This window comes from Proteus vulgaris (assembly GCF_033708015.1).
GTDB lineage: Bacteria > Pseudomonadota > Gammaproteobacteria > Enterobacterales > Enterobacteriaceae > Proteus.
Genome location: NZ_CP137920.1, coordinates 3,985,538 through 3,998,042, shown reverse-complemented (window position 1 = coordinate 3,998,042; position 12,505 = coordinate 3,985,538). Strand labels below are relative to the sequence as shown.

At 38.6% G+C, this 12,505-nt stretch carries 12 protein-coding genes; 7 read left to right on the top strand and 5 right to left on the bottom strand.

Annotated elements, in window-relative coordinates; translation table 11 throughout:
* Nucleotides 1–13: 13 nt before the first annotated feature.
* Nucleotides 14–1,525, top strand: a complete 1,512-nt coding sequence (locus SB028_RS18745) for a basic amino acid/polyamine antiporter (protein ID WP_077885151.1) — start codon at nucleotides 14–16, stop codon at nucleotides 1,523–1,525.
* A gap of 84 nt (nucleotides 1,526–1,609) precedes the next feature.
* Here the strand turns inward: SB028_RS18745 and SB028_RS18740 are convergent, their stop codons facing one another.
* Nucleotides 1,610–3,097, bottom strand: a complete 1,488-nt coding sequence (locus SB028_RS18740) for an MFS transporter (protein ID WP_069369483.1) — start codon at nucleotides 3,095–3,097, stop codon at nucleotides 1,610–1,612.
* An 85-nt stretch (nucleotides 3,098–3,182) separates the two neighbouring features.
* Here SB028_RS18740 and SB028_RS18735 point away from each other — a divergent pair, with 85 nt between their 5' ends.
* Nucleotides 3,183–3,737, top strand: coding sequence for a TetR/AcrR family transcriptional regulator (locus tag SB028_RS18735; protein WP_069369484.1), 555 nt, complete (start codon nucleotides 3,183–3,185; stop codon nucleotides 3,735–3,737).
* 65 nt (nucleotides 3,738–3,802) lie between these two features.
* Here SB028_RS18735 and SB028_RS18730 read toward each other — a convergent pair whose 3' ends face one another.
* The 4 genes from SB028_RS18730 to SB028_RS18715 are packed head-to-tail and all read right to left on the bottom strand — an operon-like array spanning nucleotide 3,803 to nucleotide 7,484.
* Nucleotides 3,803–4,558, bottom strand: coding sequence for an ABC transporter ATP-binding protein (locus tag SB028_RS18730; RefSeq protein ID WP_069369485.1), 756 nt, complete (start codon nucleotides 4,556–4,558; stop codon nucleotides 3,803–3,805).
* A 1-nt stretch (nucleotide 4,559) separates the two neighbouring features.
* Nucleotides 4,560–5,567, bottom strand: a complete 1,008-nt coding sequence (locus tag SB028_RS18725) for an iron chelate uptake ABC transporter family permease subunit (RefSeq protein WP_069369486.1) — start codon at nucleotides 5,565–5,567, stop codon at nucleotides 4,560–4,562.
* Nucleotides 5,554–6,516 carry an ABC transporter permease gene (locus tag SB028_RS18720; RefSeq protein ID WP_069369487.1) on the bottom strand — a complete coding sequence of 321 codons (963 nt, stop codon included), beginning with the start codon at nucleotides 6,514–6,516 and terminating at the stop codon, nucleotides 5,554–5,556. Before SB028_RS18720 ends, SB028_RS18725 begins: the two co-directional genes overlap by 14 nt.
* Nucleotides 6,513–7,484: a siderophore ABC transporter substrate-binding protein gene (locus SB028_RS18715; protein WP_069369488.1), complete on the bottom strand. Its 972-nt coding sequence runs from the start codon at nucleotides 7,482–7,484 to the stop codon at nucleotides 6,513–6,515. The genes SB028_RS18720 and SB028_RS18715 overlap by 4 nt, the downstream gene beginning before the upstream one ends.
* 453 nt (nucleotides 7,485–7,937) lie before the next feature.
* Between SB028_RS18715 and SB028_RS18710 the strand changes: the two genes are divergently transcribed.
* From SB028_RS18710 to SB028_RS18690, 5 genes are all read left to right on the top strand, one after another.
* Complete coding sequence (locus SB028_RS18710; RefSeq protein ID WP_069369489.1) at nucleotides 7,938–8,264, top strand: PTS sugar transporter subunit IIB; 327 nt, start codon at nucleotides 7,938–7,940, stop codon at nucleotides 8,262–8,264.
* Nucleotides 8,265–8,358: 94 nt separating this feature from the next.
* The gene (gene chbC / locus SB028_RS18705) at nucleotides 8,359–9,717 is read left to right on the top strand and encodes a PTS N,N'-diacetylchitobiose transporter subunit IIC (RefSeq protein ID WP_069369490.1); all 1,359 of its coding nucleotides are present in this window, start codon (nucleotides 8,359–8,361) and stop codon (nucleotides 9,715–9,717) included.
* Between the two features lie 61 nt (nucleotides 9,718–9,778).
* Nucleotides 9,779–10,126: a PTS N,N'-diacetylchitobiose transporter subunit IIA gene (gene chbA, locus SB028_RS18700; RefSeq protein WP_069369622.1), complete on the top strand. Its 348-nt coding sequence runs from the start codon at nucleotides 9,779–9,781 to the stop codon at nucleotides 10,124–10,126.
* A 1-nt stretch (nucleotide 10,127) separates the two neighbouring features.
* Nucleotides 10,128–10,985 carry a transcriptional regulator ChbR gene (gene chbR, locus SB028_RS18695; protein WP_069369491.1) on the top strand — a complete coding sequence of 286 codons (858 nt, stop codon included), beginning with the start codon at nucleotides 10,128–10,130 and terminating at the stop codon, nucleotides 10,983–10,985.
* A gap of 160 nt (nucleotides 10,986–11,145) precedes the next feature.
* On the top strand, nucleotides 11,146–12,501 hold the full coding sequence (locus SB028_RS18690) for a 6-phospho-beta-glucosidase (RefSeq protein ID WP_069369492.1): 1,356 nt from the start codon (nucleotides 11,146–11,148) through the stop codon (nucleotides 12,499–12,501).
* Nucleotides 12,502–12,505: the final 4 nt, after the last annotated feature.

Here is a 12,505-nt window from a genome sequence, read left to right as displayed (position 1 = left end):
TAAGAGGTTTTTTATGGCGAACAAATCTGAAATAACATCATCAAGCAACACCACTAATACAACGGGAGGTAGTGGTGCAAAATTGGGCTTATTGGCACTTATTGCAATTGTTGTAGGTTCAATGTTAGGTGGTGGCGTGTTTAGCTTGCCACAAAATACCGCAGCAAGTTCAGCAATAGGTCCTGTGCTTATTGCATGGATTATTGCGGGTATTGGCGTTTATTTTATTGCTAATGCATTTCGCTTGTTATCGGATTTAAGACCCGATCTTCAGGCAGGCGTATATATGTATGCACAAGAGGGTTTTGGTTCTTTTATTGGATTTAATGTGGCTTGGGGTTATTGGTTAATGACTGCATTTGGTAACGTGGCATTTGCCGTTATCTTGATGGATGCATTTGATCAGTTTTTCCCTGGTGTCTTTACTGACGGTAATAATTTAAATTCGATTATCTGTGGTTCTATTTTAATTTGGGGCTATAACTTTTTAGTGTTATCAGGAACAAAAGTTGCGGGCTTCGTTAATACACTCGGAACCCTTGCTAAATTAGTGCCATTGATTTTATTTGTTATTGTGCTTGGTGTACTTATTGATTATTACCAATTATTTAGTAATTTTTGGGGAACATCTCCTCAAATCATGAGTACTGTCGGTAATAAGTCAGAGCCTGTCTCGTTAATGTCACAAATCTTGGCACCAATGACGGTAACATTATGGTCATTTATTGGTGTGGAAGGGGCTGTTGTTTTATCGGGTAGAGCAAAAAATAAGAAAGATGTGGGTAAAGCCACTTTATTAGGATTTTTATTAGCATTAATTATTTATATTTTATTATCAGTATTACCCTTTGGTGTTATGCCACAAAGTCAATTAGCGCAATTAAGTAACCCCTCTACGGCAGGTGTATTGGCTAAAGTTGTTGGAAATTGGGGCGATTGGCTAATGAATGTTGGGTTGATTATTTCTGTATTAGCGGGGTGGTTAGCATGGACAATGTTATGTGCTGAAATCCCAATGGTTGCAGGTCAAAAGGGCGCATTTCCTAAGGTCTTTGCTCGTACGAATAAAAATCAAGCGGCAAATACATCGTTGTGGGTAAGTAGTATTGTTATGCAGGCGGCAATGCTATTAGTCTACTTTTCTAATAATGCCTGGAATACAATGTATAACATTAGCGCGTTAATGGTTGTTCCCGCTTATATTACGACAACACTTTATATCACCAAGATTTGTATTAATCGCCAATATGATCAATACGCTAAAACAGGAAGACAATTAGCATTATTAAGTGGTGTATTAGGTGTTATTTTCTGTCTCTTTATTTTGTATGCAAGCCAAATCCAGTATGTTGCGTTAGTGCCTATTTTGTTAACTTGCGGATTGCCCATTTTTATTTGGTCACGTAAAGAAAAACACGATAATAAACCTATTTTCCAGGCAAAAGAGATACTTTATTTAGTTATTTTATTATTACTTGATGTTGTTGTAGTAGGGTTATTAATGAAAGGAATTATTACGCTTTAATATCATCTAATATTGCAGTTAATAACCTCACGCACCATGATATTGCGTGAGGTTATTTATCAATTACTTATTATTAAGTGCATTTTATCTTACTGTGCTACGTAAGCAATAAGGTAAAAAAATCAAGCTAAGTGCGGTAATCATTGCTGTCGCAGTTAACACGACAAAAAAAGCATTTTCAAAGGCGATATTTGCTTGAGATATTACAAGAGAAGCCACGTCATTTGGCAATTTCTCGGCAACAATAAGCGCCTCATCTAAGCTGTCATATACGGTATCATCGATGGTTAATGAGTCAGGCAATATCAGTTTTAAGGTATACACCGTACTCATCAAACTGCCCATAAATGTTACACCAATCACACTACCTAGCTCATAAGCGACATCTTCAATGGATGCTGCCATTCCTGCTTGGTTATCTGCCACACTCAACATAATTGATGTCGATGCGGTGGTAAAAATAATGCCTAACCCAAAGCCAATGAAGAATAAGCTACCAATTAACACCATGGGTGATGTTGTTTGATAAACAGCAAGTAACCACAGATTTCCCACTAAAGTAAGTATAAATCCGGCAATAATTAAGCGAACTTCACCTAAACGTACCAAAAAATAACCTGCTAATGGAGAAGCCAGTACAGAGCCAATCGGAATAGGTAAAATAACCAGCGCTGCATGAAGAGGAGTAAAACCTGCAACAAGCTGTAAACGTTGACTAAGCAATAATTCAATGCCCACGATGATCACCATCGAAAGTATAGCCATTAAAATACCGACACTAAAAAAGCGGTTTTTAAATAGCGTAAAGTCAATCATTGGGTGAGTCTGTTGACGTTGGCGTAGCGTAAATAGAGTAAGAAAGACGACGGCAATAATAGTGGCAATCGTAGCTTCATTCCACTGTGTATAAGGTTTTCCTATTTCTTTTAAGGCATAAATAGCACTGATCAAACCCACTAAAATGAGTACTGAGCTTAAATAATCAATTTTATGATCACTGTGTCCCGAAAACTTAGGGATAAGCCAAAAAGAGAAAGGTAAAACGAAAAGAACAATGGGAACGTTGATTAAAAAGACAGAACCCCACCAGAAGTTGTTTAATAGAATTCCACCAATTAACGGTCCCAAAGCGGCACCACCAGAAGCCACAGCAGACCAAATACCAATCGCAATAGCGCGCTCTTGGGGATCGCTAAAAACTTGGCGCACTATTGATAGTGTTGCTGGCATACTCATTGCGGCGCCTACGGCTAAAAAACCGCGAGAAGCAATTAAAGCAGTAGCCGAAGGTGAAAATGCTGCACATAATGAAGCGAGCGCAAACAGCGGTAATCCACTAATAAATAATGTTTTATGGCCGATCCTGTCCGTAAGCATACCCGCAGCGGGTAATAATCCAGCAACAATAAGAGGATAAGCGTTCATTATCCACAGTTTTTCTGAAGCACTTGCGTTTAAATCATGGGTTAAACGTGGCAATGCGGTATAAAGCACAGTGACATCAACAACAATGAGAAACAGCATGCTAGAGACCAAAAGTAAGACTATCCAACGTTTATAATCTTTTATCATAGAAATCTCAGTTATTTTTATGTGTATTATTTTTACTAGCAGCTATAATATAAATCCATACGGTCGTATTGAAAAGAGGTTTTTTATGGGACGTCAAAGAACCATTGATAGGGAGAAGTTGTTAGAAACAATCTTCGATATCGTAATGGAACAAGGTGCGGCAGCACTCACTATTGATACAGTGGCGAAAAGAATGGGCATTTCAAAAGGGGGTGTCCAATACTGTTTTAGCAGTAAAGAAGCGATGATTGATGCGATGTTTGAGCATTGGGAAGAGAGTTATGAAACCAAATTTAAAGAAGTTATTAAAAATGATGATTCATCTGAAAATCGCGTCGCTGCACATATTTATGCCACGCAGGCTCATGATCAAATCTCTTTTGCTAAAGGGGCAAGTTTATTAGCGGCATTGCTACAAACGCCAGAATATTTGCAAAGTACAAAAGCGTGGTATCAGCAACGATTAACGGGTATAGATACGACGACAGAAGCTGGAAAACGTGCACGATTGGCATTTTTAGCAACAGAAGGCACATTCCTATTACGCTATTTAGGCTTAATGGATATTAACGATAATGAGTGGCAATCTATCTTTGAAGATATTGATTCGGTGTTACTTCAGCAAGGAAAAAGAGAATAAAAAAAGCATGTTGTTAATGAGAAGAACAACATGCTTTTTATTGAAGCGAATCAAGCTAGTTGGAATTAGTAATACATAGCAATTAGCTTATTATCGAGCTCTTTAACGTCAACGGGAGTATCGAAAATATCTTCGATAATATCTGCTTTCATGATCTCTTTGGGTGAACCATGATAATACAGTTTTCCATTCCGCATGGCTAAAATATAGTCAGAATAAACAGAGGCAAAATTGATATCATGAATAACGATAATAATGGTTTTTCCTAATTCATCCGCCGCTTTTCGCAGAAGTTTCATCATTATTACCGCGTGTTTCATATCAAGATTATTCAGCGGTTCGTCAAGCATGACATATTCTGTGTCTTGACATAGCACCATCGCAACATAGGTACGTTGACGTTGCCCGCCCGATAATTCATCTAGATAGCGATGACGAAACTCGGTCAAATTTAAAAAGGCTAATGATTCATCAATGACTTTCTTATCATCGAGTGTTAAACGCCCTTTACTGTAAGGATAGCGCCCAAAACTCACTAATTCTTCTACGGTTAAACGACTGACAAACTGGTTTTCTTGGCGCAGTATTGAGAGATTTTTAGCAAGAACATCGCTATCTGTTGCCGCAACATCCATACCATTAACGCTTACCATGCCACTTTCAGGAAGTAATAAACGCCCAATAACCGAAAGTAGTGTGGATTTACCTGCGCCATTAGGGCCTATGATCGAAGTAATACCGCCACGTTGAATGGTTGTTGTGATATTATCGAGAACCGTTGTGTCTTGATAACGTTTTGATATTTTGCTGATTTCAATCATATTAAAGTCTTCTTAACACCAAATAGATAAAGAACATCCCACCAACAAACTCAATCACAACAGAAAGTGTTCCTGTCATTTTTAAGCCATATTCTAAAACCAGTTGTCCGCCGATTAAGGCAATAGTCCCCAATAGGAAGGCAACAGGCATCAAGAAACGGTGTTGGCTACTGCCACTGATATGATAAGCAAGGTTAGCCACAATTAAACCCAAGAAGGTTAACGGACCAACTAAAGCAGTAGAAACGGCAACTAAAACAGAAATCAGTAACAGGATATAAGTGGTCTGTTTGCGGTAATTAATACCAAGGTTAATGGCATTTGCTTGGCCTAATGCCATGACATCAAAACTATAGCGCATTCGCCACAGTAAGATACCGACGACAACGATAATGGCTAAGGCACAAAAGATAAGATCAGGAGTGGCACGAGTGAATGTGGCAAACATGCGACTTTGTAAAATGGAAAACTCATTAGGATCCATCAAGCGTTGTAATAGCGTAGCTGAACTACGAAATAGTGTTCCTAAAATAATCCCAATCATGAGGACTAAATTGATGTTAAAACGTACAGAACTAAACAGCCAGCGGTAGAGTACAACGGAAAATAGCACTAGCAATGTCGATTCTAAGAAAAACTTTGATAGATTCAGCATCCATGAGGCTGGCATATCGCCTTCAAAGAAGACAAACACCGTTTGTAGCAACACGAACAGGGCTTCTAATCCCATTAGTGAAGGCGTCAAAATACGGTTATTGGCAATGGTTTGGAACAGGATAGTAGAAACACCCGCTGCAAATGCCACCACAATCATGGTGAGAATAATGTAAGCACGATGCGTCAGAATATAAGAGATATTGCCGTTTAGGTTTATCGTCATAAATAACACAATAGATAATAACGATGCCCCTAATAATAACCAGATACGAGACATGGGGGAAAGGCGCATTTTCTTATGTTCGGCAGCGCCAGTACATTTGCTAATTATGGATGAATTAACTTTTTGCATAACGTTGCTGCTTTAGTAGTAAGAAAAGGAAAATAACGGCACCCACAGCGCCTAAAATAACGCTGGCAGGAATTTCAAATGGGTAGCGAATAAGGCGACCAATCACATCACACAGTAAAACAATCCCACCACCACTTAAGCAGACCCAAGGGATGGTTTTGCGTATATTATCCCCCATTACTAAGCTCACCAGATTGGGCACAATTAAACCAAGGAAAGGCAATGCACCCACAACAGAAACCACGACACCACTGATAAGCGCGATAATGGATAATCCAATGATCATGATTTTGCGGTAATTCAGTCCCACGTTAATCGAGAACTCTCGGCCCATTCCAGCCACAGTAAAACTATCTGCAACCCAACATGCCATTAAGGCAAGAGCGCCAACAAGCCATAACAGTTCATAACGACCTTGCAATACACTTGAAAAATCGCCACTTGTCCATGCATCTAATGATTGCAGTAAATCGAAATACACGGCTAAGAAGATGGTGAGTGCGCCAATAACCGCACTGAGCATAATGCCAACTAAAGGAACTATTAGCGCTGTTTTTAAGGTGATCCTTTGTAAAAGCAACATAAATAGTAACGTCCCCAAAAGGGCAAAAACAGTGGCGACCATCATTTTGGTAAAGATACTCGCTGCGGGAAAGAGCAGCATGACGACTAATAATCCAAGACTTGCAGATTGCGTTGTGCCAGCAAGAGAGGGCTCAACGAAACGATTTTGCGTAAGCAGTTGCATGATTAAACCTGCAACACTAATGGCACCACCGGCGAGTAATAATGATAGGGTTCTCGGAACACGGCTGATAAAGAAGATATCGCGCATATCGGGATCAGAAAACAGCGAAGCAGGAGTAATATCTCCTGCACCGACAAATAGGCTGATCATTGAGAGGATAGCGATGACGCCTATCCCCAATGATAAATGGAACGTTTTCATTCAGTTACTTTATTTTTTTGATCCAATGCCTGATTAATTGTATCCATTAAGCGAGAGTATGTTTGGATCCCGCCAGAGATATAAATGGAACTTGCATCAAGATAGATAACTTGGTCTTTATTCCAAGCATTTACTTTTCTGACCAGAGCATTATCAAGAACTTGTTGAGCAGGTTGTGAATCTTCACGACCAATTGCGGCATCACGATCAATAACAAACATCCAGTCTGGGTTAAGTTTTAACAGTAATTCAGAGTTAACGATGTTGCCGTGTGAACCTGGGCTATCAAAAACATAAGCGGGTTCAAAACCTAATACATCATAGATAAAGCCAAAGCGAGAGCCTGGACCATAAGCCGAAATTTTACCGCCACTGACTAAAACGACCATTGCTTTACCTGCGTCTGGCGTTTTGGTTTTTACGGTATCAATTTTGCTATGGAAATCAGCCAGTAATTTTTTGGCTTGTTCTTCTTTGCCAAAAATTTGACCTAATGTTGTTGTGCGCTCGGCAAGGCTTTCAACGAAACGTTTAGGATCGATATCCATCGAAATCGCAGGGGCAATTTCACTTAATTTTGCATACGCATCACGAGCACGACTACCACTTAAAATTAAATCAGGTGCTGTTGTACTGAGTTTTTCATAGTTCGGCTCAAATAATGCACCTTCATTGATATAGTCGTTCGGATTGGTGTATTTCTCTAAGAATTTTGGTAAATGAACATTCGTTTGTGGAAGACCCACAATAGAAACACCTAATGCATCAATAATATCGAGTGTTTCCATATTCATCACAACCACTTTTTGTGGGTGTGCAGGGATTTCAGTGGTCCCTTGGAAATGTTCAATCGTGAGAGTTTGTTTCTCTGCTGATTGTGCTGTTGATGTGTCTTGAGCATTATCACAACCAGCGATAACAAGTGAAGAAAGCAGTAAAAACAGTGGGCTTAATGACTTTTTAAACATTCTCTTTCCCATATTGTTGCAATACGAAATAACACGGATCTTTACCGCAGTGGCCTAAATGTCGATCCACAAAGAAGACGATAATACCATCAAAAACATAAAGAGTAATGATACTAATTCACATTCTCATAATAATAAAGAATTAACTTGACTAAAATGGCGAAATGTTGCGAATGATCATAACGGTTAATAAGAAAGACAAATTTCGTGACGTGAAAGAACTCTTCAGATTATTTACTCAATTTGTGAAGAGTGTCAAAAGAGCAGGTCAAGGAGAGACAATTCTGGACCTATAAGAAATATCGTTAACTAGTATCATTGCGTATACTTCATTCAAGCAGAAACAATCCTTATTTTAATCTTACTTCGGTTTCTGTACTGACACAGTAATGAATGCACAAGAGAAAGTCTTATTATCTCTAGGGTCAATCGTTACCAATTCAAGAGGGTTTTATGCAAAAGAAATATATTTACTTATTTTGTTCTGCTGGCATGTCAACATCTCTTCTCGTGACCAAAATGCGAGCACAAGCAGAAAAATATGAGGTACCCGTGGTCATTGAAGCATTTCCTGAAACCTTAGCGGCACAAAAAGGACAGGATGCAGATCTGATTTTACTTGGACCACAAATTAGCTGGATGTTGCCTGATATCCAAAAATTACTCCCGAATAAACCGGTCGAAGTGATCGATTCTTTGTTATATGGAAAAGTAGATGGTTTAGGTGTGTTAAAAGCCGCTGTCGCCTCTATTAAAAAAGCATCTGCAACAACAAATTAATTCTATTTTTTTATTTTTTATTATTTCTATTCCAGTCAAAGAGCGAATTTTTCAGCAAGCCGAGCAATTAGCGGCATTTTAAGGGTATTTTTCTATGAGTAAGTTTATTGGTTCACTTGAAAAGGTACTCCTTCCTTTTGCGGTTAAAATTGGAAAGCAACCTCACGTCAATGCGATTAAAAATGGCTTTATTCGTTTAATGCCGTTAACCCTTGCAGGGGCAATGTTTGTACTTATCAATAACGTCTTTCTTAGTTTTGGTGATGGCTCCTTTTTTTATTCTTTAGGTATCCGCCTTGATGCATCCACAATAGAAACACTCAATGGTTTTAAAGCCATAGGAGGGAATGTCTATAACGGTACATTGGGGATCATGTCGTTGATGGCCCCCTTCTTTATTGGAATGGCTTTAGCTGAAGAGCGTAAAGTTGATCCAATTGCGGCAGGCTTACTTTCTATTGCCGCCTTTATGACCGTAACACCTTATAACGCAGGTGGCGCTTATGCAGTAGGTGCTAACTGGTTAGGTGGTGCCAATATTATTTCTGGTATCATTATTGGTCTTGTTGTAGCTGAGATGTTTACCTTTATTGTGCGTCGCAACTGGGTTATCCGTTTACCAGATAGCGTGCCAGCCTCTGTTTCACGCTCATTCTCTGCATTAATTCCCGGCTTTATTATTCTATCAGTTATGGGGGTCGTTTCGTGGGGATTAGCGACGTATGAGACGAACTTCCATCAAATTATTTTAGATTCTATCTCAACACCATTAGCATCAATGGGCTCTGTGGTGGGTTGGGCTTACGTTATCTTCACCTCTCTACTGTGGTTCTTTGGTATTCATGGTTCTCTTGCACTTGCAGCACTTGATAGTGGCATTATGACGCCTTGGGCGTTAGAGAACGTCTCAATTTATACTGAATACGGTTCAGTGGAAGCGGCGCTCGCGGCAGGTAAAACGTTCCATCTCTGGGCGAAACCTATGTTAGATTCCTTTATCTTCTTAGGGGGAACAGGGGCAACATTGGGGCTTATTTTGGCTATCTTTATTGCATCTCGTCGTGCCGATCATCGCCAAGTGGCAAAACTGGCATTACCAGCAGGTTTATTCCAAATTAACGAACCGATTATTTTTGGTCTACCTGTGATTATGAACCCAGTCATGTTTATTCCCTTTATTCTTATTCAGCCTATTCTTGCTGCAATTACGGTGACGGCTTATTACTTAGGGATAATCCCACCAGTAACAAATATTGCACCGTGGACAATGCCAACCGGGCTAGGTGCCTTCTTTAATACCAACGGTAGTATTGCGGCACTGTTATTAGCACTGTTTAACTTGGGGGTTGCCACACTGATTTATCTTCCTTTCGTGATTATTTCAAATAAAGCGCAAACTGAAATTGAAAAAGAAGAAAGTGAAGAAGATATTGCCAATGCGTTGAAATTTTAAGTGATAGAAAACACAAGTGCAGAGGTTTCTCTGCACTTGCCAGTGTTAAAGAGGAACGATGATGTTAGATATTGAAAATGCCGTTGATAGCAGTGCAACCGATGACGAATTTGAAGAGATCATTATGGGGCTCATTATTAACTCAGGCCAAGCGCGTAGTGTGGCTTATGGTGCATTAAAAAAAGCCAAAGAAGGTGATTTTGATGGCGCTAAAAAATTAATGGAGCAATCTCGCGAAGCATTAAATGAAGCACATAAAATACAGACGCGTTTAATTGGTGATGATCAAGGCGTCGGAAAAACAAAAGTCAGTTTGGTATTAGTCCATGCGCAAGATCATTTGATGACATCGATGTTAGCCAGGGAGTTAGTGACAGAATTAATCGAGTTACATGAGAAGATAAAATAAGATGAATACCGTGGTGGAGTCATTGAGAGCACAAAGCGAAATACGCATGGTCTATGAAGATCAGCTATTTAATGGCAAAAACTTTCATGTCTTTATTTATAATAAAACAGAGAGTGTCAGTGGGCTGCATCAGCATGATTATTATGAATTCACCATTGTATTAACAGGACGCTATTATCAAGAGATTAATGGTAAAAAGATTTTATTAGAGCGGGGTGACTTTGTTTTTATCCCCATCGGCTCTCATCATCAAAGTTTTTATGATTTTGGTGCAACTCGTATTTTAAATGTGGGAATTAGTAAAGCCTTTTTTGATAAACATTATCTCTCGTTATTGCCTTCTTATTTTATTGCTTCACAAGTTTATGAATTGAAAAATGAGTTTCTGTCCTATATTGAATCTGTTATTGGCTCCCTGAACTTCCGCCATACTGAATTTAATGAATTTATTGAAATGGTCACCTTTAATGTGGTGAATAGATTACGACACCATCGAGAAAACAGAACGCAAGACGATATTCCCTTATGGCTGAGAGACACTGTAAACGAGATGCATGACAAACAAAAATTTGGTGAAAATGCACTGGTTAATATGGTGATGTTATCAGGGAAATCACAAGAATATTTAACCCGAGCAACTCGGCGTTATTACGATAAAACACCAATGCAAATTATTCATGATATTCGAATTAATTTTGCGAAAAAACAATTGGAAATTACAAACTACTCGATAACAGATATTGCTTTTGATGCGGGTTACAGCAGTCCAAGTTTATTTATTAAGACATTTAAGAAAATAACATCGCTGACACCTAATAGTTATCGGAAGAATTTATACAGTATTAAAGAAACAAACTAATTCATTATTAAGCGTAAAAGTTAATAACCAATAAAGGTTAACCTTTATTGGAAATAGAGAGAAAGAAGAAAATAAGCTTATTTTCTTCATGGTTCTTTACGCCTTAATTTCGCCATTAATACACAAATAACAGCACTATTATGCTGTATGGGAGTATTTTATGAGTCATAAATTAAAAGTTGTTACCATTGGTGGTGGAAGCAGTTATACGCCTGAATTATTAGAAGGTTTTATTAAGCGCTATCATGAACTACCGATCACTGAATTATGGCTAGTGGATATTGAAGAAGGAAAAGAGAAGCTTGATATTATTTTTGCGCTTTGTCAGCGCATGGTAAAAAAGGCAGGTATTCCTTTAACCCTTTATAAAACCCTTAATCGCCGTGAAGCATTAAAAGAGGCTGATTTTGTCACAACACAATTGCGTGTTGGTCAATTGAAAGCAAGAGAGCTTGATGAATCTATTCCTTTAAGTCATGGCTATTTAGGGCAAGAGACTAATGGTGCTGGGGGGCTATTTAAGGGTTTACGCACTATCCCTGTTATTTTCGATATTATTAAGGATGTTGAAGAAATTTGCCCTAATGCGTGGATCATCAACTTTACGAATCCAGCAGGAATGGTAACAGAAGCCGTTTATCGTCATACCAATTTTAAGAAATTTATTGGGGTTTGTAATATCCCAATCGGTATGAAAATGTTTATTACCGATGTTTTGAAGTTAACGGATAAAGATGAACTCTCTATTGATTTATTTGGTTTAAATCACATGGTGTTTATTAAAGACGTTATTGTTAATGGTCAATCCCGTTTTCCTGAATTATTGGACGGTGTGGCTTCAGGAACCTTAACCGCGGGCTCTGTAAAAAATATTTTTGACTTACCTTTTAGTGAAGGGTTGATCCGCTCTCTTAATATGCTGCCATGCTCTTATTTACTGTATTACTTCAAGCAAAAAGAGATGTTAGCGATTGAAATGGGTGAATACTATAAAGGGGGCGCTCGCGCTAAAGTCGTACAAAAAGTCGAAAAGCAACTGTTTGAGTTGTATAAAGATCCTGATTTAAATATCAAACCGAAAGAGTTGGAATTACGTGGCGGTGCTTATTACTCTGATGCGGCGTGCGAAGTGATAAATGCTATTTATAATGATAAACATGCTGAGCATTATGTGAATATTCCTCATCATGGCCATATTGATAATATTCCAGCAGATTGGTCAATTGAGGTGACTGCTATTTTAGGACGTGATGGCGCTAAACCTCATCCACGTTTAACGCATTTTGATGAAAAAGTGATGGGATTAATTCATACCATCAAAGCCTTTGAGATCGCGGCCAGCAAAGCGGCTATCAGTGGTGAATTAAATGATGCTTTATTAGCGATGAATTTAACACCGTTAGTACTTTCAGATAAAGATGCAGAAGTCCTTACACGAGAGATGTTATTAGCGCATAAAGCACATCTACCTAATTTTGCTAAAGCAATTACAGAGTTAGAAAAAGCCTCTCATTAATCGT

Bases quoted from the DNA above. Each gene is read 5' to 3' on its own strand.
- SB028_RS18745 (WP_077885151.1), top strand. From the start codon at position 14: ATGGCGAACAAATCTGAAATAACATCATCAAGCAACACCACTAATACA.
- SB028_RS18730 (WP_069369485.1), bottom strand. From the start codon at position 4,558: ATGATTGAAATCAGCAAAATATCAAAACGTTATCAAGACACAACGGTT.
- SB028_RS18715 (WP_069369488.1), bottom strand. From the start codon at position 7,484: ATGTTTAAAAAGTCATTAAGCCCACTGTTTTTACTGCTTTCTTCACTT.
- SB028_RS18720 (WP_069369487.1), bottom strand. From the start codon at position 6,516: ATGAAAACGTTCCATTTATCATTGGGGATAGGCGTCATCGCTATCCTC.
- SB028_RS18735 (WP_069369484.1), top strand. From the start codon at position 3,183: ATGGGACGTCAAAGAACCATTGATAGGGAGAAGTTGTTAGAAACAATC.
- SB028_RS18690 (WP_069369492.1), top strand. From the start codon at position 11,146: ATGAGTCATAAATTAAAAGTTGTTACCATTGGTGGTGGAAGCAGTTAT.
- chbR (WP_069369491.1), top strand. From the start codon at position 10,128: ATGAATACCGTGGTGGAGTCATTGAGAGCACAAAGCGAAATACGCATG.
- SB028_RS18710 (WP_069369489.1), top strand. From the start codon at position 7,938: ATGCAAAAGAAATATATTTACTTATTTTGTTCTGCTGGCATGTCAACA.
- chbA (WP_069369622.1), top strand. From the start codon at position 9,779: ATGTTAGATATTGAAAATGCCGTTGATAGCAGTGCAACCGATGACGAA.
- SB028_RS18740 (WP_069369483.1), bottom strand. From the start codon at position 3,097: ATGATAAAAGATTATAAACGTTGGATAGTCTTACTTTTGGTCTCTAGC.
- chbC (WP_069369490.1), top strand. From the start codon at position 8,359: ATGAGTAAGTTTATTGGTTCACTTGAAAAGGTACTCCTTCCTTTTGCG.
- SB028_RS18725 (WP_069369486.1), bottom strand. From the start codon at position 5,567: ATGCAAAAAGTTAATTCATCCATAATTAGCAAATGTACTGGCGCTGCC.